The organism is Caballeronia sp. M23-90 (assembly GCF_053574605.1).
Genome location: NZ_JBSIPA010000066.1, coordinates 1 through 21,328 on the forward strand (window position 1 = coordinate 1; position 21,328 = coordinate 21,328).

Here is a 21,328-nt window from a genome sequence, read left to right on the forward strand (position 1 = left end):
AGCTCGATTGTTTTGAACATCGACGAAACCACGCACGTGGCCACGCTGACATTGAATCGCCCTGAGAAGCTGAACAGCTTCACGCGGACAATGCACGAGGAGTTGCGTGCAGCGCTGGACGAGATCGGGATCTTTCACGAGTTCGCGCTTCGCAGCCAGATACCCGATGCGCAGCGACGATGACAATGTCTTCGACAAGCCGCCGAGATAAATCACGTGATCGAGCTGGTCGAGCGATGCCAGCCGTTGCGTCGGCGTTGCCTGGAAGTCGGCGTAGATATCGTCTTCCACGATGGTGAAGTCGTGCTGCTGCGCGAGCTGCAGCAACTTGAATGCGACTTGCGGCGCGACGTTGGTCGCGGTCGGATTATGGAACACCGTGTTGATGAAAAACAGCTTCGGCTTGATCGTCTTCAGCAGATGCTCGGCGAAATCGACATCGGGTCCCGTCGCCAATCGGGGCACACCGACAATCCTCACGCCTTGAAGCTTCAGCAAACCGAACAGATTGTAATAGCCGGGATCTTCGACCAGCACGGTATCGCCGGGCTTCAGCATGAACCGCACGATCAGGTCGAGTCCCTGGCTTGCCCCGCTCGTGACGATGATGTTCGACACGTCGGCCTCGACCCCGACGTGCGCCAGGCGCATCTGGATCTGGTGACGCAGGTTTGCATCGCCATGCGGCATTGCATAGTCGATCACGCTTGCCGGGTCCATGCGCATGACCTGCCGCGCGGTCTGCATGATGCCTTCCAGATCGCGCCACGCTTCGGGGACAAAACCGCTGCTGAGTTTCAGCGTCTCGCCGGGATAGTTGAATTGCTGGAGGATCTGGTTCGATTCCTCTTCGGCCAGGCGCGGATCCGAACCGCCGCCCGCGTCGTCACCGCCCATTTGATTGGCGACAAAAAATCCGGAACCGTGCTTCGGCACGATCATTCCCAGCGAGGAAAGCCGGTCATACGCCTCGATCACCGGAAAGCGGCTGATTTGCTGGCTCTCCGCCAGCGCGCGGATGGACGGCAGCTTCGCGCCCGACAGCAACTGGCGCGTGCGGATCAGGTTCGTGATGCCCGACACGAGCTGGTCAGTCATCGGAATGCCGCTGCTTGTATTGATCGCGAGGTCGATACCGGGGTTCATCGTGTCATCTCAAAAAGTGTGCAGGCAAAATCACTGAACAGTGCGGCACAACTGTTCGTGACTGTACATTTCCAAGATTGGAGTTTAAATAAATAATGGAGTCAAGAGGCCGTCTCTCTGTGAGCGGCCAGGATGGGAGAGCATCATGCGTGAAATCCGGACTTTGGAGCAGCAACCCAGCGAAGCGCCAGCCTGCTGGCTGATCGACCGCCCTCATACCCTGACTGTGTGCCGGGGAACAGTGTGGCTTACCATTGAAGGTGACACTGCCGACTGGTGGCTGCGCGCAGGCGATACACTCGAGCTCGCGCCGCGATCGAAGGTGTGGATCAGCGCATCGGAGCCGGACAGCCGTTTCATGCTGGCGTCGGCGCCGGTATTTTCGAGCATGCGCCGTTTCGCTTTGCCGCTTTACTGGATGCTGGCGCGTATGGGTCAGCGCAGGACGCGAGCAATGTGAATGGCGCGGGGCCGGCCAGCCCTGCCATTCAACGAATGCAGATAAAACAAAATGAACGATCGAATTCCGTCCTTCAACTCCTTCGACGCTTCGGCTACATCTGACGCCTTCGGCGTGGCTTGCCCTACGGTGCTGCCGCTTTCATCGATACTTCCCGAAGAGCCGCTCCTCATGATGGGCGCCGGCCCGGTGCCGATCCCCGATGCCGTCGCGAAGGCCAATGGCGTGGTGATCAACCACCTCGGCTCGACCATGGCGGCGGTCATCGGCCAAGTGAAGACCATGGCGCGCTACGTGTTCCAGACGGAATCGAAATGGGTGATGGGAGTGGCGGGGCCGGGATCGGGCGCGATGGAAATGGCAATTACGAACCTGGCGTGGAAGGATTCGCGCGTGCTCAGCATCTGCAACGGCTTTTTCAGCGAGCGCATGGCCGAGATGGCGCGGCGCACGGGTGCGGTCGTGGAAACGCTGAAGGTCAGCGAGGGAACCGCCGCCGATACCGCGAAAGTCGCCGAAGCGATCGAGCGCTTCCGGCCGGAAGTCGTGACCATCGTTCACGGTGAAACATCGAACACCGTCTGGAACCGGAGCCTCGAATCCATCGCGGCGGTGGCGAGCGCCGCGGGCGCGCTGGTCGTGGTCGATGCCGTTTGTACGCTCAGCACCATGCCCCTGCCAATGGACGCGTGGGGTATCGATGCGGTGATCACGGGCGGTCAGAAAGGACTGTCGTCCATTCCGGGCGTGTCGCTGCTCGCGTTCTCCGAAAAAGCGTGGGACCGCATTACGTCACGACCGGTGCCGCACACGCACTGGTGCTTCGACGCATCGCTTGCGGCGAACTTCTGGCATAACGCGTCTTATCACTACACGGCGCCGGTTTCGGGCGTGCTTGCGCTGCATGAAGCGTTGCGCCTTGTGTGCGCCGAGACGCTGGAACGGCGTTTCGCGCGGCATCTGCGCTGTTCGACGGCATTGCAAGCTGGCGTCGAGGCGCTGTCGCTGAAGCTTTATGTGCAGAAGGAAAGCCGCTTGAATTCGGTCGTCGGCATAGAAGTGCCAAAGGGCGTCACGGGCGCGGATATTTGCGCGCACATCTCGCGCAAGCATCATGTGGAGATTGCAGGATCGTTCGGTGCGCCAATCGTGCGGATCGGGCAGATGGGCGAACAATGCCGTGAGCATCATCTGTTTCGCACCATCCACGCGCTCGGCCGCACGATGGTCGATCTCGGCGTTCCGGTCGATCTGCCGTCCGGGGTTGCCGCGTTGGAACGGTCGTTATCGGCGGCCTGAAGCATCCGTTTTCCTGATTGCAATCAAGGCCCGCTATATGCGGGCTTTTTGTTTTTCTCGCGATGAAACTAAAACATTGATTTCCTGTTTTATCGCGTCCATTTATTTCCTCTTAAAACAATCCCGCGCTCTTGAAACGAATCCGGTCATCTCATAATTAAAATGGACTGGGCTATTTAATCGCTTCCCGTCAACGTTCAAATTAAAAGCTTGAAGAAGCACGGGCCAGTTGTTAAGTTAGGCGAATTCCCAACCGCTCTCAACGTGACTGCACACGCACCGCACGGGCGGATGCGTGCATACACCGCAGGGCGAACCGTTCAACAAGCCGCAACGTATCGCATCTGATTTCATTCATGAAAAACTCGTAATCAATACCGTCTTCGCGATTCATTCAGCGCCTCGATCGGCGTGAAGCTCCGGAATATCAATTAATAATTTTTAAGTTGCGATCAACCGATCGCGGAGTTGCACTCGCCTGGAGAAAGTCCATGAACACGGTTTCATCGAAACACACACCAGTCGCAACGTTTCAGCTTGGCGGTCCCCGGGCCTGGTGGATCTGGGCGCTGTCCGTGGCGTTCGTCATTTATCTCTTCAGCGTTCAAACGGGATATTCGATCGTCAATCCCGAGGTGAAGAAAAGCGCGTCGCTGACTGTGGAGCAAGTCGCGTCCATCGCGGCGGTCTACACATGGGTTTTCGCCGTCTGCCAGTTCTTCGGCGGCGCGTTGCTGGACCGGCTGGGTGCGCACAAGGTCCTGCCCATATCCGTCGTGCTGGTCACGGCCGGCGTGTTCCTGTTCGCCAACGCGGGGAGTTACGGCACGCTGCTCGTCTCGCAGTTCGTGATGGCCGTGGGCGCCTGTACCGGCTTTGTGGGCGCGGGGTACATAGGCGGCCAATGGTTCGGCATGGGCCGCTTCAACTTCATGTTCGGGCTGGTGCAGTTTTGCGCGTCACTCTCATCGGCGTTTTCGGTCAACGCGCTGCAGTGGGGCCTGAGCGAAATGCCGTGGCGCGAACTGTTCAATTTCGTGGGCGCGGCAGGCGTGGTGTTGTCGGTGCTCGCATTCCTCTTTCTGAAAAACCCGACGCCTGTCGAATCGACGGGCGCGGGGGGCGCGAGCGCGTTCATCCACTCAGTGCTCGATGCGCTTTTCCAGGTCGCCAAGGTGCCGCACGTCTGGATTTCGGCGCTCATCTGCGCTGCGTTGTTCGGCAGCATGCTTGCAGCAGGCGTAGTCTGGACACCCATGCTCATGGAGACACGCGGCGCTTCCCCCGCCACGGCAGCATTCAGTTCGTCGTTGTTGTGGCTCGGGCTCGCAGCAGGCTGCCTCGTCATTCCGGCACTCTCCGACAAGATCGAGCGGCGCAAGATGCCCATCGTGATCGGCATTGCGGTTCAACTCGCGTGCGCGGGCGCATTGCTGTACCTGCCGTCCATCTCGATTCCTGTTGCGATGGCGCTCAACTTCCTGTTCGGTTTTGCAAACGCCGCGCACATGCTCACGTTCAGCAGCGCCGCGGACGTGGTCCCGCCGCAATTGATCGGTACGTCGGCGGCGTTTGTGAACGGCCTGGCGTTTATTGCGGGCGGCATCATGATTGCGGCGCCCGGCTCGAGAGTGGTGTCCGGCATGGCTGCGGGACTGACCGATCACACGCTGGCCATCGCGGAATACGCGGCGACGCCGATCACCTATTCGTTGATCGCCTCCTTTGTGCTCGCGCTGATCATGAAGGAATCGCACCCGGCACGGCACCGCTGACCTTCTTCTGCTGATCCCTTCTCCGATACAAAAGCCGGCCTCGTAGCCGGCACGCTTCCCAGGAACTCGACATGACCGCACTAAAAGCCTTGCGCGCCGACGTGGTGACCTTCAGCGGCGATCCGTTTCTCCAGTCGCCCGAGCAATGCCTCGTTCATATACCCGATGCCATAGTCGTCATCGACCAGGGTCAGATCGTCGATGTCGGCCCCGCCTCCGAAGTAACGCCTCGCCTGCCCGCGGGAACGCAGGTTCAGCACTATCCGGACGCGATCATTTCGGCAGGATTTATCGACACCCACATTCACTATCCGCAAACCGAGATGATCGGTGCGTATGGTGAGCAGTTGCTGGAATGGCTCAACACGTACACGTTCGTCGCCGAGCAGAATTTCGCCGATAAAAATCACGCCGACATGGTCGCCAAGGTGTTCTTGCGCGAACTCCTGCGCTCGGGCACCACGACGGCCGCCGTTTATTGCACAGTGCATCCGGGTTCGGTCGATGCGTTCTTCGAAGAGTCGTCGCGTTTCAATACGCGCATGGTCGCCGGCAAGGTGCTGATGGACCGCAACGCGCCGCCGGCGCTGCTCGATACCGCCGAACTCGCGTACTCCATGAGCTCCGACCTGATCGCGAAGTGGCACAAGCGCGGACGCCAGTTGTATTGCATCACGCCGCGCTTCGCGCCCACCAGCACGGACGCGCAACTCGACGTCTGCGGCACCTTGCTCAAGGAGACGCCCGACGCCTACGTGCAAACGCATCTATGCGAAAACGTCGATGAAATCGCCTGGGTCATGGCGCTGTTCCCCGAGCGCCGGAGCTATCTCGATGTCTACGCGCACGCCGGCATAGTCGGACCCCGCTCGATCTACGGCCACGGCATCCACCTCACCGAAGACGATCTGTGCACGTGCCACCAGACCGGCGCGGCGCTGGCGCACTGCCCGACATCGAATTTCTTCCTCGGCAGCGGCCTCTTCCGTGTCTTCGATGCCAAGAACCCGAAGCGCCCTGTACGCGTCGGCCTCGGCACGGACGTGGGCGCAGGCACGAGCTTCTCGCAACTGCAATCGCTCAACGAAGCCTACAAGGTCGCGCAGATGAACCAGACGAAGCTCAATGCGATCCAGGCGTTTTATCTCGCCACGCGCGGCGGGGCGGAAGCGCTGTACCTGCAGGACAGGATCGGCACCGTTGCCAAGGGTTATGAGGCCGACCTCGTGATCCTCGATCGCAAGGCGACGCCGCTGATGTCGTTCCGCTCGGGCTATTGCAAGGACATCGTGGAGCAGCTTTTCGTGCTGATGACGCTCGGCGATGACCGCGCGATCAAGGCCACTTACGTAGCGGGCGAACAGGTCTACGAGCGCAGTCCGTCAGGCGATGGATTCCGTTACCCGCTGGCTGCCTGATCCGGGCACCACTTTCAATTTCACGCAGGTTGGAACGGCCGATCCGCACTGCGCAGTGCGATCCGCGTTCGTTCGTCTGCATTTTCCTGTCGGGGGAACGCGTGAAGAACTGCTTCGGTTTTAATTCAAAGGGAATCGCGGCGCTTGCGTCCTTGCTGGCGACCGGGATGATGTGCAGCGGCGGCGCCAGCGCTCAGTCGAGCGTCCAGCTTTACGGGCAAGTGGACGCCTGGGTGGGCGCGCAGAAATATCCCGGTGGCGATCGTGCGTGGACGCTGGGTGGCGGCGGCATGTCGACATCGTATTGGGGCTTGAAGGGTGCGGAAGACCTCGGCAGCGGATATAAGGCGATCTTCGCGCTCGAAGATTTCTTCCGGCCGCAGAACGGCGCATATGGCCGCTTCCAGGGCGACTCGTTTTTCTCGCGCGATGCCTACGTCGGCGTCCAGTCGCCCTATGGAACCTTGACCGCGGGGCGGCTGACCACGTCGCTGTTTGTATCGACGATACTTTTCAATCCCTTCGCCGACTCTTACACGTTCTCGCCGATGGTCTATCACGTGTACCTCGGCCTTGGCACCTTCCCCGCCTACACGACCGACCAGGGCGTGGTCGGCGACTCCGGCTGGGACAATGCAATTTCATATTCGACGCCGGATCATCACGGTTTGAGCGGGACAGCCATGTACGCATTCGGCGACAAGGCCGGCGAAAACGGCCAGCACAAGCTGAGCGCGCAGTTCCTGTATCTCAGCGGTCAGTTCGCGGCAACGGGCGTCTATCAATACGTGAATTTCAACACGCAGCCCGACGACCTGAGTTCGCTTGTTTCCGGCATGCAGAGCCAGGCCGTGGCGCAGCTCGGCGTGTCCTACGACCTGCGTGTGGTCAAGCTTTTCGGTCAATACATGTACACCGACAACACCGTACGCACCGGCAACTTCCATATCAACACGGCACAAGGCGGCGTGACCGTGCCTCTCGGCCCCGGCACCGTGATGGCCTCCTACGCCTATTCGCGCGACGCAGGCGGCCTCGACCAGACGCGGCAAACCTGGGCACTCGGCTACGACTATCCGCTCTCCAAACGCACTGATCTTTACGCCGCCTACATGAGCGACCGTATTACCAGTCAATCGACGGGCGAGACCTTCGGCGCCGGCGTCCGGGCGAAGTTCTAGGCCCCTGCGCGTACCGATGTAAGGTCCACCACGGGTTTTTGCTTTAGTCTTGGCGTTTCTCAGGAAACGCGACGGGCAAACGCACAAACCCATGGATTATTTCGCAGCGGTACGCGCGTTCGTTCATGCAGCCGAACGGCAAAGCTTCAGCAAGACGGCGCTCGAAATGGGCGTCAAGACATCGACCGTTTCGCGTTATGTGAGCGAGCTGGAAAAGGATCTGGGCATCGCCCTGTTCAACCGGTCCACCCGCGGGCTCGTGCTCACTGAAGGCGGCCGCGTGTTTCGCGAACATGCGCTTCTTGCGCTGCAGGCACTCGATGACGCCCGCGAGCTGACGTCATCGCTGAACCAGACGCCGCAAGGCGTGCTGCGCATCACCATGCCCGTGGCGTTCGGGCATCGGCATGTGGTGCCGCATTTGCCGGCGTTCATGAAGCGCTATCCGGATATCGGCGTCGATATCGTCGTGACAGACGAGACGCTGAACATGATAGAAGGGGGCGTCGATGTCGCGGTGCGGATCGGCGCGTTGCCCGATTCGCTGTTGATGGCGCGTCGGCTCGCGCCGCACCGCCGGATCGTATGCGCGAGTCCGGGGTATTTCGAACGCAACGGCACGCCCGCCGAACCCGATGATCTTGCGCATCACGAATCGCTGCGGCTCGCGCTGCAACCCGATGACCGATGGTTTTTCACGAAGCGCAAGGACGCGCCCGAAAAGCCGGAGCGTACGCTCGTGGAGCAGACGCTCGTGGAGTTGAAGGGGCGTTTTCGCGGCGACGATTCGGAGGCCGTGCTGCAACTCGCGCTTGCGGGTTGCGGCGTGGCGTTGCTGCCCACGTGGCTTGTCGGAACAGCTCTGCGCGACGGGCGCCTCATCCATGTGCTCGGCGATTGGGAAGCGCGCACCGCGCGTGCCGAACCGGCGATCTGGGCGGTTTATCCGCCGAAGAAAATCGTATCGTCGAAAGTTCGTGCGTTTGTCGATTTTCTCGCCGAAGTGATCGGCGAGCCGCCGTACTGGGACGACGGTCTTGACGTCTGAACGATGCGCCTTAATGCGCGAAGCGGATATCGAGCGTACGCAAGTAGGTTTGCAGACCGGCGTCCTGGATCGGAATCACGTAGGCGTCGCCATCGGATTCGTTGAAATGCGCATGCCAGTATCCCGGCGGCGTGACGAACGCCATCCCAGGCTCCCAATCCACCCGCGTCGGGTTTGAAATCCTGCCGTTCTCGTCCAGCTCGGTGCCGACCAGCGTATAACAACCCGCCTGACATCCCGCGATGAAATCAAGTGCAATCGATTGATGCCGGTGCGGCTTCTGCTCCGAATTGGGCGTCACGACGCCGAACATCGCCCAGAGGGTGTGAGTCACCGTCCTCGTCTGCGGGAAATTGACGTTGCCGAGCAGCACACTGATGCGGTTGCGCCGGGCGGCGTTCGCGTCCTCCCGGACCTTCTTCAACTCGGCCTGCGCCCGCGCCGCCGGATAAAGCGTCGCGGCGAAACGTGGTTGCACCGACGTCACGCCGAGATAGGTCAGCAGAGGCGCATCGTTTACGTAGTAGAGCGTGGCGGTGATGTCGGAACGAAGACTCGCGGATTCGCCGCCCGGCAGCGTGAAGAAGTCGCCCTGTGCGAACGGGAAATTCACCGCACCTTGCGTGACATGCCCGGCGCCGCTGATCACGTAACACACCAGCGATGTCGCTGTCTGCGCGAGCTTGAGTTCATCGCGGGCGTTGATGCGCACGAAGTTCGCGCTGAGGCTTGGACCCGTCGCAGGGCTCGGGCAGTTCAGCTCAGCGGACAAGTCGAGCGGCACGATGCGGCTCTCGCCATCCGCATAAAGCGCAGGCGAGAAGTTGCGGAACGGCACACGCGAGATGAGCTTTGCGCCAACAGGATTCGCTGACGACGTGTATTCGAAGTACTGCGCGTCATCGGTCGCGGGCGATGCTTCGGCGAGCGTGGCGGGGGATGTCCTGTTCAACATGGTGAGCTCCTTGCAAGTGGCGTTCAATGGGGTAACGCCACTTTAAGGAAGGGATGGCCGGCGCAGAAGCGCCTTGCATCGAAATCACCTTTGCGTAAAAGGGGGTATGGAAGACGCGACGGTCCTGGGACCGCTCAGGCTTCTGCGCATTTGGCCCCAATCTGCTGCGCCATACGCGCGATCGCGACGCAGATGCGTTTCTCGCGCCGGGCATCCATGCGCCCCGTCGGCACACTCGTGCTGACAGCGAGCCGCTTGCCGTGCGGCGTCTCCCCTACGTACGCCGCGAAGCAGGTGAGCCCTGCCGCCGCTTCTTCGCATTCGCTCGCAAGCCCCGTCTCCCGGACCCGCGCAAGTTCACGCAGCAAGGTGGCGCGTCGCGTGATGGTGCGCGGCGTGGCGGCCGTGAGCCTGTCGGGCAGGAGTTGGAGCAGTTGGTCATCGGGCAGCGTCGCCAGCAAGGCCTTGCCTAGCGCGCACGAATGCGCCGGCAGCCGCGACCCGAGATCCGATACCAGCCGTACCGCCCGGCGTGAATCTTCCCGCGCGATATACACCACGTCGCGGCCATCGAGCGTGGCGAGTTGCACGACTTCGTTGTGCGTCGCAACGAACGCCGCCGCCTGCGACCGGAACGCCGCCTGAAAGCCATCGTGGCGAACGAAGGCGCTCCCCAACTCGAACAGCTTCACGCCGATGATGTAGCCATCGCCCCGCTTCTCGATCCAGAACTGGCGCTCGAGCGAGTCCAGCAGCAAATACAAGGTGCTGCGCGATAAACCCGTGGCCTCGTGCAGCGCGGACGCTCGCACGGGCGTTCGCGCGTTGGCGAGGACCTCGAGCACGTCGTTGGCGCGTCGCAGCGCGGGCACTTCGTAGACGCGTTCGGCGGTATCGTTTTTCATCTGATGGGGATGGTTTTTTGTCCAACAGGTTGGAATTATCTACAACATAATGGACAACTCGATACCCCGATAATACGATCAAGGCCCTGATTTCCACCAGCCCGGACACTATTTATGGCTTCGATTTCCCCTTCCGCATGCCTTCCTGACGATCTCGACCGTGCAGTGCTCATTGGACGCGTGTGGCGCCCGGCGCCTGTCAATGGCCCATCGGTGGTCTGCGTTCGCAATGGCCAGGTCATCGATATCACACACATTGCGCCGACCACGGCCGATCTCTTCGAACGTACCGATGCACTCGATATCGTCCGCAATGCCGAAGGCGAATCCCTGGGTTCGATCGAGGACATCGTGCGAGCGAGCTTCGATCCGCAAGCCACCGGCGTCAAATTGCTCGCGCCGTGCGACGTGCAGGCCGTGAAAGCATGCGGCGTGACCTTCGCGGTCAGCCTTCTCGAACGCGTAATCGAGGAGCAGGCCGGCGGCGACGCCAGCAAGGCCAAGGAAGTGCGCGAGACCATCAACACGCTGATCGGCGCGGATCTTTCGAAAATCGTGCCGGGTTCGGAAAGCGCGGAAAAGCTGAAGGCGGAACTCGAGCGCCGCGGCGCGTGGTCCCAATACATGGAAGTCGGCATTGGGCCGGACGCCGAGGTGTTTTCCAAATCGCAGCCGATGTCATCTGTCGGACTTGGCGCGGATATCGGGCTTTATCGGACGTCGATGTGGAACAACCCCGAGCCGGAGATCGTGCTGGCCGTGAACAGCGCAGGGAAGATCGTCGGCGCGACGCTCGGTAACGATGTGAACCTGCGCGACATCGAAGGCCGCAGCGCACTGCTGCTCGGCAAGGCGAAGGACAACAACGGGTCATGCGCGATCGGTCCGTTCATTCGCCTCTTTGACGGCCAGTTCACACTCGATTCCGTCCGCCAGGCCAGCGTCTCGCTGCGGATCGAAGGCGCCGACGACGGTTTCACGCTCGATGGCATCAGCCACATGAGCGAAATCAGCCGCGACCCCGCCGACCTCGTCGAGCAGACGATCGGGGCGCATCACCAGTACCCGGACGGTTTGATGCTGTTCCTCGGCACGATGTTCTCGCCGATCAAGGATCGCGACACCCCGGGTGGCGGTTTTACTCACCACATGGGCGACGCCGTGACAATCTCGGCGCCCGCACTCGGCGCGCTGGTGAACACCGTGCGCCGCTCGGAAGAGATCACGCCGTGGACGTTCGGCGTCCGCGCGCTGTATACGAATCTGGCAGCACGGGGGATCGCGCTGGACCAGAAATGAGGCTTGGACAAGCTGCCAGCACGCGCGTTACTACGAAGGGCGCGGGTTTTTATCGATAGTCGAGGGTAACGCAGCTTCCGTCGCCGTCTGCGGTCGTGTGCTGTTCGCCGAGTCGTCCCCGCCTGACGATGCGCCTTTCGCCTTTTCGGCCTGGGCGTAATCGTTGCCTTCCATCGGTGTTGCAGGGCGCTGTGGCGCGTCCGTTCCTTCAGTATCGGGCGTATCCACTCTTGCATCGGGCTCGTGCAACGGTGCGTCGGGCTGACGTACACCCTGATGAGCATCACCGCCCGTTGCGGCGCCACCCGGCAAGTTGCCGATGGATCCACCCCCGCTTGCGCCTGAACCACTGTTGCCTAACGGCTTGCCGCTATTCTTCTCGCGTTCTGTCTGGGTCATGATGCGTTCCTGTCCGTTTGCCGTGGTCAATACTGACAGCAAGTCACATTCCACTACCCGGCGCCGGCTTTCGTCACTTCCGCGGATTCATCGGAGACGTTACCCTAAGCACCTGAAGCAGATGTCTCGTGTGAACCGTCGCCTTACGCTCAACACCATGCCAGTTTACGATTACGAATGCCCGGAATGCGGCCAGTTCGAAACCGCTCGACGTATTGCCGAGCGCAATGACGCGACCGCTTGCCCTCAGTGTGGGATGACCGCGCAGCGAGTAATGGTCGGTGCGCCGTCGTTGTCAGGCGAGACGCCCGAGCCTGGCGGGGGGTACGGGATGCGGCACATGGGTGGGTGCGCGTGTTGCCGGTAAGGTCGTGAGCCTCATCGTCTTCTTAAGATCGCAGCAGGACGGGCAGTGTCGAGTTGAGAGTCGCACCATATCTCAGCCCACACGCGTGCGTAGTTGATCGCTTGTAAAGGCGTCGGAAATGGCTTCGAAGTGCACGAATTGAAAGGATCGTCGCCACCATTCGATACGCGCCATACCGACACGCTCCCGGCATAGTTGCCATCACCGGGCACGGCGGCACACTCGATGTTGAACCCGCGATATTCAAATTGCATGCGCCCTCCGTCCGTTCTTTTTCGTCTTGGACAGGGTTGCCAAGTAGTTTCGAGACGTACTCAGCGGCTCCGATTCAAATGGATGTCGCTACGTTTGCGCTTGGAAAGCAATATATGAAAAGCACTCCCGATCTTGCATTCTGCTTTCTTTAACGGATGGAAGCGTCCGATAAGAATGATCACATTCAGTGGCTTTCGTACATTGCATTGTCGGAATGCGCGCATCGGACAGTGTCTGCTTTTTAGATGTCGTCGAAGCGGCAGAAAACCGCGCAGCTTATCCTGGACGAGGTCCGAATGAGACTGCCGGTCGCGCAAAGCGCACCGGAACGCCTGTGCCTCATACAAAAACGCCGCTCGCTCGTCGCCGTTGTACGTCGACAGTGAACGAGCGGCTATTGCGTGGTTTCGGAAGCGGCGTGTCAGCACAAGTGAAGGAATCCTAGCCGCAGTCCAGATGCGACCGCGGGACTTGCCATTTACCGGACAGCCGCTTCGTCACCCATTGACGGATAGTCGATATATCCTTTCGCATCGCCTCCATACATGGTGGCCTGATCCGGCTCGGTGAGCGCGGCGCCTGCCTTCAGGCGTTCAACAAGATCCGGGTTCGAAATGTACGGACGACCGAACGCGATAAGGTCGGCACGTTTTGTGGCCAATGTCGATTGTGCGAGCGCCTTGTCATAACCATTGTTGGCCATGAACAAGCCGTCGAAAGCCCGACGCAATACTTGCAGGTCAAATGCACCTGGAACGTCGCGAGTACCGCCGGTTTCACCCTCTATGACATGGAGATAAGCCAGCTTCAGCGCGTTGATCTTTTCAACGACATAGGTGTAAAGCGGCTCCGGATTGGTATCCGAAATATCGCCGAAGCTGCTCAGTGGAGAGATTCGCACACCGACCCTGTCGCCGCCCCATACACCGACCACGGCGTCAGCCACTTCGAGCAGGAGCCTGGCCCGGTTCTCGATCGAACCGCCATACTGGTCGGTGCGTCGATTTGTCTTGTCGCGCAAGAACTGGTCTAGCAGATAGCCGTTGGCGGCGTGAATCTCCACTCCGTCAAAACCTGCTGTCTTCGCATTCTGCGCGGCCGTTCGATATTGCTCGACAATACCCGGCAGTTCTGACGTTTCCAGCGCACGCGGTGTGACGAGCGGCACGAAACCGTCGTTGGTGAAAGCCTGCCCCTCGGGTTTTACCGCTGAGGGTGCGACCGGCAATGCATTATCCGGCTGGATGGAAGGATGCGAAATACGTCCGACGTGCCACAGTTGGAGGTACATCCGGCCACCTTTGTCGTGAACCGCATCAGTGATGCGCCTCCAGGCTTTAACCTGTTCGTCGTTGTAGATGCCCGGTGTGAAAACATAACCTTTGCCTTGCGGCGAGATCTGAGTCGCTTCGGCAATGATCAAACCGGCCGACGCACGTTGCGAATAGTATTCGATGGCGAGTTCACTCGGTACATCGCCCTCTTTCGCGCGACTGCGAGTGAGAGGAGCCATCACAATGCGGTTGGGCAGCGAGAGCGGCCCCAGTTGAACGGGTTCGTAGAGATAGTCGTCGATAGCGGCATTGCTGGTTTCTTTCGTCATGCTATTCCTATCGGTGAATGAATTCGGCTGCGCCTGGCGAAATCCATGCCATATAAAGGCAAGAGGAGATGCGGTCTCAAATGGTAAAGCAAGAATCGGCTGCCCGCTTTTTCGCCAGCGACCCCTCTCATCGGAAGGCGTCGCCCAAATGCGAAAACCGCGCTGACACAGCGCGGTTTGAAATGTACAGGGAGACTTATCGGCGACGACAATTTGACTTTGCCCCGCCTAAAAGCGCCGAGAAAGCAAAGTATGGCCGATCGTGCGGTCAAGCATGCCCCCCAGGAGGGTATGCGATGCTTAACGGCAAATGGAAGTAGCGTGAAACGCTCGGGAATCCTGGTGGGCCGGGTGGGATTCGAACCCACTATCGGTCGATTATGAGTCGACAGCTTATACCAATTAAGCTTCCGGCCCTTTGTGCAGCGGAACGCAGATCAACACTGCCGTAATCACGAACTTCGTTCGTAACACACTCGCGAAGGTCTGCGAGTTTGCCTTGAAACGAGCCATAAAACAAGCGGGGCGGCCCAACCTGGACCGCCCCGCTCAGGTGCTTCATTCACGCCTCGACCATCAATTCCCTTCCAGGAACGACTTCAGCTTGTCCGAACGGCTTGGATGACGAAGCTTGCGCAGCGCCTTCGCCTCGATCTGGCGAATCCGTTCGCGGGTGACATCGAACTGCTTGCCGACTTCTTCAAGCGTATGGTCCGTACTCATCTCGATACCAAAACGCATGCGCAGCACCTTCGCTTCGCGCGGCGTCAACGAATCGAGCACGTCCTTCACGACGTCGCGCATGCTGGCGTGCAGCGCGGCATCCGCCGGGGCGACCGTATTCGTGTCTTCGATAAAGTCACCCAGATGCGAGTCGTCGTCGTCCCCGATCGGCGTTTCCATGGAGATCGGCTCCTTCGCGATCTTCATGATCTTGCGGATCTTGTCTTCCGGCATTTCCATCTTCTCGGCGAGCGTTGCCGGATCCGGCTCAAGACCGGTTTCCTGCAGGATCTGCCGCGAAATACGGTTCATCTTGTTGATCGTTTCGATCATGTGAACCGGAATCCGGATGGTGCGCGCCTGGTCGGCAATCGACCGCGTGATGGCCTGGCGAATCCACCATGTGGCGTAAGTCGAGAATTTATAACCACGACGGTATTCGAACTTGTCCACCGCCTTCATCAGGCCGATGTTGCCTTCCTGGATCAGGTCAAGAAACTGCAGCCCGCGGTTCGTGTATTTCTTGGCAATCGAGATTACGAGACGCAAGTTCGCTTCCGTCATTTCGCGCTTGGCCTGACGCGCCTTCAGTTCGCCGGCCGCCATCTGACGGTTGGTTTCCTTCAGGTCCTTCAACGGCAACACAACCCGCGCCTGCAAGTCGAGCAGACGTTGCTGCTGTTCGCGAATCGCGGGAACGTTACGCGCCAGGATCACGCTGTAGCCATGATTCTCGGCAACGACCTTCTCCGACCATTCGAGATCCGTCTCGCTACCCGGGAAACGCGCGATGAACTCGGCCCGCGGCATGCCGCATTTATCGACAACGGTATGCAGGATCTGACGTTCCACCTGACGTACTTCGTCCACTTGCGCGCGCAGCGTGTCGCACAGGCGCTCAACGGTACGTGCGGTAAAGCGGATGGTCATCAGCTCGCTCTGAATGGCTTCCTGCGCCTTCAGATAAGCCTTCGACTTGTAGCCTTCCTTCTCGTAAGCGCGGCGCATCTTGTCGAACCACTCGCTGATGAGCGAGAATTTTTCGAGCGATGCACGCTTGAGCGCTTCCAGTTGCGCGGCGTTGGCGTTCGCCTGAGCAGTGGTTTCGTCGACTTCTTCCTCGTCTTCGCTGCTTTCGTCGGCTTCCTCTTCGTCCTCGCTTTCAATGGCTTCCGCTTCCTGCTCGGAAAAACCATCGGCGTCGGCGGCGTTCGGGTCGATCAGACCGTCCACCAGTTCGTCAACCCGCGTTTCTTCGTTCTGCACACGCTCGGCCATCGCGAGAATATCCGCGATGGTCGTCGGGCACGCCGAAATGGCCATCACCATGTGCTTGAGGCCATCTTCAATGCGCTTCGCGATCTCGATTTCGCCTTCGCGCGTGAGCAGCTCGACTGTGCCCATTTCGCGCATGTACATGCGCACCGGATCGGTCGTACGGCCAAATTCGGAATCGACAGTGGACAGTGCGACTTCGGCCTCTTCCTCGACCTCGTCATCCGACGATGCGGCCGGCGCGTTGTCGTTGAGCAGCAGCGTTTCAGCGTCCGGCGCCTGTTCGTAGACCGCCACGCCCATGTCGTTGAACGTGCTGATAATCCCTTCGATCGCTTCCGTTTCCGTGAAGTTGTCGGGCAGGTGATCGTTGATTTCCGCGTAGGTCAGGAAGCCGCGTTCCTTGCCGAGCTTGATCAGCGCGCGCAGTTTCGCACGGCGCTCCTCGAGCTCTTCAACCGTACCGGGCGCGCTGGAGGCGAACGCGTCCTTCAACAGCGCTTTTTCCTTGGCACGCCGGTCGCGCGCCTTGACCTTCTCGACCTTGACCGGAGGCGCGGCTACGGCATCCGCTGCGGGCACCGCAGGATCGGCCTGGACGTTTTGCGCGTTTTGCGTTGCGTCGTCATCGACGGGTACTTCGTTCAGCTTTTTCGTCATGGAGTTCGCCGTACCGGCATTAGTCTCGACTCGCGGCTGCTGGACGACAGCCGATGGAACCGTGGATACTGAATGTGTGCGCGCTGCCTCGTCCTGCGTCGACACGACTTTCCGGGCATTACGCCGTCCGGGGTCCTGCGCCGGACCTCGCTTCACGACGCGCATGCGAGCCTGCTTCGACTCCTGCTTCGTGACGCGTTTCCGGCCCGCATTAGCAGCCGCTTCCGTTGCACTCGCTTGCTTGCCGGCCGAACTTCCGGCCTTCTCCGCTTCGCCCGCCGCATCCGACTGGCCGGAAATGCTGCCGGCCCGACTTGTCGACTGACCCAGCGTTTTTTTGCCTGGCGGCCTGACGGCTTTCGCCGCTCTGGCCGGCCCTGCACTCACTGCCGATGCAACCGAGCCTTGCTTCCTGGTGCTCAATTCAGTGCCCGGTTGACTGCCTGACTGACTACTTGAAGCAGACAAACCGGAAGGTGACTTGACGGCTGACGCGCGGTGTCTGGACGCTCCGGAGGAAGGAACTGACCGGCTTTGGGCCACTGCCCGTTTCGACTCGTTAGAGCCGCGTGCCGTTGTTTTCTTCCCGCTAGCAGTCTTAACCATGCGTGCCTCACCTCTTTTTCGCAAATGAGCACAAAAGTCAAAAAAACAACTTGCTGAAAACCTTTAATTGTAGCATGCGTTATTTACACCTCCCGACTTACCCCGCGTGCAGCCTTGATTTGAGCAGCTTTAACCGATAACTCCGAGAATTCGGCAATTTCTTCTGCGGTCAGGCTGGCCTGCTGCGCCAGTTGATCCAGCCGATTCCTATAGCTGTCATGCCGGAGTTTGACAACGGTTGCTTGTAGTTCCTCTGCCAAAAGCTTTTTCTGCTCCTGCACACGCTCGTTGGCAGACTCGTCAGCGGGGTCCCGCATCAGCAGGTCACGTACATTTTCATCATAGGCGAGAATTTCCTGGAAGATATCCTCGTAAGTCGGGGCGTTTGCGGCGTTGCGCAACAGATCCGACAACATCTGGAACTCCGCAGTCTCGCCCAGCTCCCGCGCATGTCCGATCACCTCGCTGAATAATTCGCCGTGTTCGGTCATGGTCACGAGCGACTGCTCGCTTTCGTGATCGAGCGTTTTATAAATCGATGGATACATCACCAGATTGCGCAACGCACGTTGTTCATGCCCTTTGACGCGACGCCGCTCGCTCTTCGGCAACGCGGCCCGGGCAACTGCCGCGGCGCGCGAATCGATGTCGCACAATGCAGCAATTTCACCAAACGGCGTATTCAGCCGATCGGCCAGCATGTGCAGGATCTGCACGCGCAGCGCGTTGGGTGGAAGCGCCTGCAGCAGCGGTTTGGCATCGAACAGCGCCTTCGCGCGGCCTTCCGGCTGGTCGAGCTCCTTGTCGTTCAAAATCTCGTTGAGCAGGAATTGCGACAGCGGCATGGCGCGATCGACCTGTTCACCAAAACCGTCCGTACCGAACTCGCGCACGTAGCTGTCCGGATCGTGCTCTTTTGGCAGGAACAGGAAGCGGATGGTGCGGTTGTCGGCGGCGTGCGGCAAACATGCTTCGAGCGCGCGACGCGCGGCGCGACGGCCAGCGGAATCGCCATCGAAGCTGAACACGACCGTTTCAGTCTGACGAAACAGCTTTTGAACGTGGACCGGCGTGCAGGCCGTCCCGAGCGTGGCGACCGCATTCGCAAACCCGAGTTGCGCGAGCGCCACCACGTCCATATACCCTTCGACGACCAGTGCGTAGCCAAGTTCGCGGATGGCCAGACGTGCTTCAAACAAACCGTACAACTCGCTGCCCTTGCTGAACAGCGGCGTTTCCGGCGAGTTAAGGTACTTGGGTTCGCCGCCGTCGAGCACGCGTCCCCCAAAACCGATCACGTTTCCCTTCACATTGCGGATGGGAAACATCACGCGTTCGCGGAAGCGGTCGTACCGGCGGGACTGGCCCTGGTTGTCGCTTTTTTCGCTGACGATGATCAGGCCCGCTTCCACCAGGTTGTCGTTCTTGTAATCGGGAAACGCGCTTTCCAGGTTCTGCCAGCCGTCCGGCGCGTAACCCAGCCCGAACCGCAATGCGATTTCGCCGGTGAGACCGCGTTTTTTCAGATATTCGATGGCGTTAGGCGCCCCGCGCAATTGCTTCCTGTAGAAGTCACAGGCGGTTTGCATCACTTCCGTCAACGCGACGCTGACCGCCTTGCTTGGCGCAGGCGAATAGCCTTCGCCAGATCCGCCCGAGAGCCGCGAGGGTTCCTGCGGAACCGTCAAGCCGACTGATTGGGCGAGTTCCTGTACGGCTTCCGGAAAGGTCAGCGCCGTGTGCTCCATGAGAAAGCTGATGGCCGTGCCGTGCGCGCCGCAGCCGAAGCAGTGATAGAACTGCTTGGTCGGGCTGACCGTGAACGAGGGACTTTTCTCGTTATGGAACGGGCACAGGCCCATGAAGTTCGCGCCGCCCTTCTTCAACTGGACGAACTTGCCCACCACGTCGACGATATCGACGCGGTTCAGCAAGTCCTGAAGAAACGAATGCGGAATCACTTAGTAAGTCTTTTGCTGAGTCTTTATGAGAAGCTTTATTTGGCGAGCGCCGCTTTTACCAGACCCGACACCGCCGTCATGTCGGCGCGTCCGGCCAGCTTCGGCTTCAGCACGCCCATCACCTTGCCCATGTCCTGCGGACCCGCCGCGCCCGTTGCCGTCACGGCAGCCTGGATCTCGGCGTTGATGTCATCGGCTGATAATTGTTCCGGCATGTAGGCCGACAACACGCCCAGTTCGGCTTGTTCCTTCGCAACCAGGTCGTCGCGTCCGGCTGTCTGGAACTGGCTGATGGAATCCTTGCGCTGCTTGATCATCTTGTCGATCACCGCCGTGATCGCTGCGTCGTCCAGTGTGATGCGCTCATCGACTTCGCGCTGCTTGATCGCCGCGAGCAGCAGCCGGATGGTCCCGAGGCGCTCCGTTTCGCGGGCGCGCATTGCGGTTTTCATGTCGTCGGTGATCTGGTCTTTAAGGCTCATTGCTTGGGACTCTGCTGATGCTGTGTTAAGAATTCTGCCGTTCATGGCTCAATGCAAAAACCCGCTTGAGAGGGTTTCCTCAAGCGGGATCATGAACCAGGGTGTTTCGAGTACTTTTGAAACCGGCCGGCGTGGCGCTGTGCGCCTGCCAGCGTGTTTTGGGAAGGGATCGAATTGTTTTTCATGGATCACCGCCCCGATTGCACTCTTTTGAGTTGCGCCGATTGTCGCTACTAACGAGGCAGTATAGCAGGTCGAAAACAGGTTTTCTAAGCCAGAAGCGGGCTTGATCCATCTTGCAAATCATCGGCTAAAACCATGCTGGTCATGGGTTTGGGGCCTGCTTGAACGTTTCAGGCACGAACCTGCTCGGCCGCCGCCTTCCCCGCCGCCACCGCGGACGCCCACGCCCACTGGAAGTTGTATCCGCCGAGCCAGCCGGTGACATCGACGGCCTCGCCGATGAAATACAAACCCGCGACCCGCGCGCTCATCATCGTTGCCGACGAAAGCTCGCGCGTGTCCACACCGCCGCGGGTGACTTCGGCTTTCCGGTAGCCTTCCGTGCCGTTTGGCGTCAGTGTCCAGCGCGACAGCGATTCGCCGATCTGACGCAGGGTTTTATCGGAGACGTCGGCAAGACGCGAATCCGCCGGCACGCGCTGGACGTCGAGCCAGGTCTGGGCAAGCCGCGCCGGAACGCGTTCCGCCAGGAACGTACCGACCTGTTTGCGCGATTCACGCTTGGCGGCAAGCAGATCGCCGGTCGCATCCACGCCCGGCAGCAGGTCGATGCAAATCGGCTCCGACGGGTTCCAGTAGCTCGAAATCTGCAACACGCCCGGCCCCGACAAACCCCTGTGCGTGAGCAGCAGATCCTCGGAGAATTCCGTGCGCTGGCGGCCCGTGCCGGCGCTCAGTTCAACGGGTACGGACAGCCCGGATAGCGCCGCGAACGGCTCCCAGTCGGCCGGTGCGAAGGTCAGCGGCACGAGGGCGGGACGGGTATCGATGAGCTTGTGGCCGAACTGCTTCGCCACACGATACGCAAAATCCGTCGCGCCGATTTTCGGTATCGACAGGCCGCCGGTCGCGACAACGAGCGCCGCGCACGACATCGCGCCCGCGGTCGTTGCAAGCGTGAAGCGGGCGCCGTCGTGACTGATGGTATCGATTCCGACCGGCCGGCGCCACGTCACGCCGCCCGTGTCGCATTCGCTCTTCAGGACCTGGATGATCGATTCGCTGGAGTCATCGCAGAAAAGCTGGCCTTTGTGTTTTTCGTGCCACGCCACGCGATGCCGCCTGAGCAGCGCGAGAAAATCCTGAGGCGTATATCGGGCGAGCGCGGAGCGGCAAAAATGCGGATTCGCCGATAAAAAATTCGCCGGCCCGGCGTTGATATTCGTGAAGTTGCAGCGCCCGCCGCCCGAGATGCGGATCTTTTCAGCGAGCCGTTCGGCATGGTCGATCAGCACCACGCGGCGGCCGTTTTGCGCGGCCACGGCGGA

Annotated in this window: 17 protein-coding genes and 1 tRNA gene; 8 read left to right on the top strand and 10 right to left on the bottom strand. The window is 60.1% G+C overall.

The features are described 5' to 3' along the window. Window positions 1-1,146 (bottom strand): aminotransferase-like domain-containing protein (locus ACRXB1_RS09720; protein WP_449491874.1); only part of this gene is annotated, 1,146 nt, incomplete at its 3' end. A gap of 145 nt (window positions 1,147-1,291) precedes the next feature. Here ACRXB1_RS09720 and ACRXB1_RS09725 point away from each other — a divergent pair. The 6 genes from ACRXB1_RS09725 (at window position 1,292) to ACRXB1_RS09750 (ending at window position 8,327) form a co-directional block, all read left to right on the top strand. Continuing rightward, window positions 1,292-1,606 (top strand): DUF2917 domain-containing protein, encoded by a 315-nt coding sequence (locus tag ACRXB1_RS09725; RefSeq protein WP_062172291.1) that lies wholly within the window; start codon window positions 1,292-1,294, stop codon window positions 1,604-1,606. A gap of 171 nt (window positions 1,607-1,777) precedes the next feature. Next, the gene (locus tag ACRXB1_RS09730) at window positions 1,778-2,905 is read left to right on the top strand and encodes a pyridoxal-phosphate-dependent aminotransferase family protein (RefSeq protein WP_449491883.1); all 1,128 of its coding nucleotides are present in this window, start codon (window positions 1,778-1,780) and stop codon (window positions 2,903-2,905) included. 491 nt (window positions 2,906-3,396) lie between these two features. After that, window positions 3,397-4,680: an MFS transporter gene (locus ACRXB1_RS09735; RefSeq protein WP_449491875.1), complete on the top strand. Its 1,284-nt coding sequence runs from the start codon at window positions 3,397-3,399 to the stop codon at window positions 4,678-4,680. A gap of 71 nt (window positions 4,681-4,751) precedes the next feature. Further along, window positions 4,752-6,098 carry a guanine deaminase gene (gene guaD, locus ACRXB1_RS09740; protein ID WP_174363668.1) on the top strand — a complete coding sequence of 449 codons (1,347 nt, stop codon included), beginning with the start codon at window positions 4,752-4,754 and terminating at the stop codon, window positions 6,096-6,098. 134 nt (window positions 6,099-6,232) lie between these two features. Continuing rightward, entirely contained in the window at window positions 6,233-7,279 is a 1,047-nt protein-coding gene (locus tag ACRXB1_RS09745; RefSeq protein ID WP_449491884.1) for a porin, read from the top strand. A 91-nt stretch (window positions 7,280-7,370) separates the two neighbouring features. Next, complete coding sequence (locus tag ACRXB1_RS09750; RefSeq protein WP_449491876.1) at window positions 7,371-8,327, top strand: LysR substrate-binding domain-containing protein; 957 nt, start codon at window positions 7,371-7,373, stop codon at window positions 8,325-8,327. A gap of 10 nt (window positions 8,328-8,337) precedes the next feature. Here ACRXB1_RS09750 and ACRXB1_RS09755 read toward each other — a convergent pair whose 3' ends face one another. Both ACRXB1_RS09755 and ACRXB1_RS09760 read right to left on the bottom strand, forming a co-directional pair. After that, entirely contained in the window at window positions 8,338-9,282 is a 945-nt protein-coding gene (locus ACRXB1_RS09755) for a cupin (protein ID WP_449491877.1), read from the bottom strand. A gap of 134 nt (window positions 9,283-9,416) precedes the next feature. Beyond that, window positions 9,417-10,187: an IclR family transcriptional regulator gene (locus ACRXB1_RS09760; RefSeq protein ID WP_062002519.1), complete on the bottom strand. Its 771-nt coding sequence runs from the start codon at window positions 10,185-10,187 to the stop codon at window positions 9,417-9,419. A gap of 114 nt (window positions 10,188-10,301) precedes the next feature. Between ACRXB1_RS09760 and ACRXB1_RS09765 the strand changes: the two genes are divergently transcribed. After that, window positions 10,302-11,486, top strand: coding sequence for a fumarylacetoacetate hydrolase family protein (locus ACRXB1_RS09765; RefSeq protein ID WP_449491878.1), 1,185 nt, complete (start codon window positions 10,302-10,304; stop codon window positions 11,484-11,486). Window positions 11,487-11,516: 30 nt separating this feature from the next. On the opposite strand, the gene ACRXB1_RS09770 is transcribed toward ACRXB1_RS09765, so the two are convergent. After that, window positions 11,517-11,885, bottom strand: a complete 369-nt coding sequence (locus tag ACRXB1_RS09770) for a hypothetical protein (RefSeq protein ID WP_449491879.1) — start codon at window positions 11,883-11,885, stop codon at window positions 11,517-11,519. 157 nt (window positions 11,886-12,042) lie between these two features. On the opposite strand from ACRXB1_RS09770, the gene ACRXB1_RS09775 reads away from it, so the two are divergent. After that, window positions 12,043-12,252 carry an FmdB family zinc ribbon protein gene (locus tag ACRXB1_RS09775; RefSeq protein WP_075358952.1) on the top strand — a complete coding sequence of 70 codons (210 nt, stop codon included), beginning with the start codon at window positions 12,043-12,045 and terminating at the stop codon, window positions 12,250-12,252. 733 nt (window positions 12,253-12,985) lie between these two features. Here ACRXB1_RS09775 and ACRXB1_RS09780 read toward each other — a convergent pair. The 6 genes from ACRXB1_RS09780 to ACRXB1_RS09805 form a co-directional block, all read right to left on the bottom strand. Beyond that, window positions 12,986-14,110 carry an alkene reductase gene (locus ACRXB1_RS09780; protein ID WP_449491880.1) on the bottom strand — a complete coding sequence of 375 codons (1,125 nt, stop codon included), beginning with the start codon at window positions 14,108-14,110 and terminating at the stop codon, window positions 12,986-12,988. A gap of 340 nt (window positions 14,111-14,450) precedes the next feature. Further along, window positions 14,451-14,527 (bottom strand) — tRNA-Ile (locus tag ACRXB1_RS09785). A gap of 159 nt (window positions 14,528-14,686) precedes the next feature. After that, window positions 14,687-16,933 (bottom strand): RNA polymerase sigma factor RpoD, encoded by a 2,247-nt coding sequence (rpoD, locus tag ACRXB1_RS09790; protein WP_119024683.1) that lies wholly within the window; start codon window positions 16,931-16,933, stop codon window positions 14,687-14,689. 524 nt (window positions 16,934-17,457) lie between these two features. Next, entirely contained in the window at window positions 17,458-19,335 is a 1,878-nt protein-coding gene (gene dnaG, locus ACRXB1_RS09795; protein WP_449491881.1) for a DNA primase, read from the bottom strand. Window positions 19,336-19,370: 35 nt separating this feature from the next. Beyond that, window positions 19,371-19,817 carry a GatB/YqeY domain-containing protein gene (locus tag ACRXB1_RS09800; RefSeq protein ID WP_062002514.1) on the bottom strand — a complete coding sequence of 149 codons (447 nt, stop codon included), beginning with the start codon at window positions 19,815-19,817 and terminating at the stop codon, window positions 19,371-19,373. Between the two features lie 353 nt (window positions 19,818-20,170). Next, window positions 20,171-21,328 (bottom strand): NAD(P)/FAD-dependent oxidoreductase (locus ACRXB1_RS09805; RefSeq protein ID WP_449491882.1); only part of this gene is annotated, 1,158 nt, incomplete at its 5' end.

Coding starts and splice junctions, on each gene's coding strand:
- ACRXB1_RS09725 (WP_062172291.1), top strand. CDS start 1,292: ATGCGTGAAATCCGGACTTTGGAGCAGCAACCCAGCGAAGCGCCAGCC.
- ACRXB1_RS09730 (WP_449491883.1), top strand. CDS start 1,778: ATGATGGGCGCCGGCCCGGTGCCGATCCCCGATGCCGTCGCGAAGGCC.
- ACRXB1_RS09735 (WP_449491875.1), top strand. CDS start 3,397: ATGAACACGGTTTCATCGAAACACACACCAGTCGCAACGTTTCAGCTT.
- guaD (WP_174363668.1), top strand. CDS start 4,752: ATGACCGCACTAAAAGCCTTGCGCGCCGACGTGGTGACCTTCAGCGGC.
- ACRXB1_RS09750 (WP_449491876.1), top strand. CDS start 7,371: ATGGATTATTTCGCAGCGGTACGCGCGTTCGTTCATGCAGCCGAACGG.
- ACRXB1_RS09755 (WP_449491877.1), bottom strand. CDS start 9,282: ATGTTGAACAGGACATCCCCCGCCACGCTCGCCGAAGCATCGCCCGCG.
- ACRXB1_RS09760 (WP_062002519.1), bottom strand. CDS start 10,187: ATGAAAAACGATACCGCCGAACGCGTCTACGAAGTGCCCGCGCTGCGA.
- ACRXB1_RS09765 (WP_449491878.1), top strand. CDS start 10,302: ATGGCTTCGATTTCCCCTTCCGCATGCCTTCCTGACGATCTCGACCGT.
- ACRXB1_RS09770 (WP_449491879.1), bottom strand. CDS start 11,885: ATGACCCAGACAGAACGCGAGAAGAATAGCGGCAAGCCGTTAGGCAAC.
- ACRXB1_RS09775 (WP_075358952.1), top strand. CDS start 12,043: ATGCCAGTTTACGATTACGAATGCCCGGAATGCGGCCAGTTCGAAACC.
- ACRXB1_RS09780 (WP_449491880.1), bottom strand. CDS start 14,110: ATGACGAAAGAAACCAGCAATGCCGCTATCGACGACTATCTCTACGAA.
- rpoD (WP_119024683.1), bottom strand. CDS start 16,933: ATGCGCGTCGTGAAGCGAGGTCCGGCGCAGGACCCCGGACGGCGTAAT.
- ACRXB1_RS09800 (WP_062002514.1), bottom strand. CDS start 19,817: ATGAGCCTTAAAGACCAGATCACCGACGACATGAAAACCGCAATGCGC.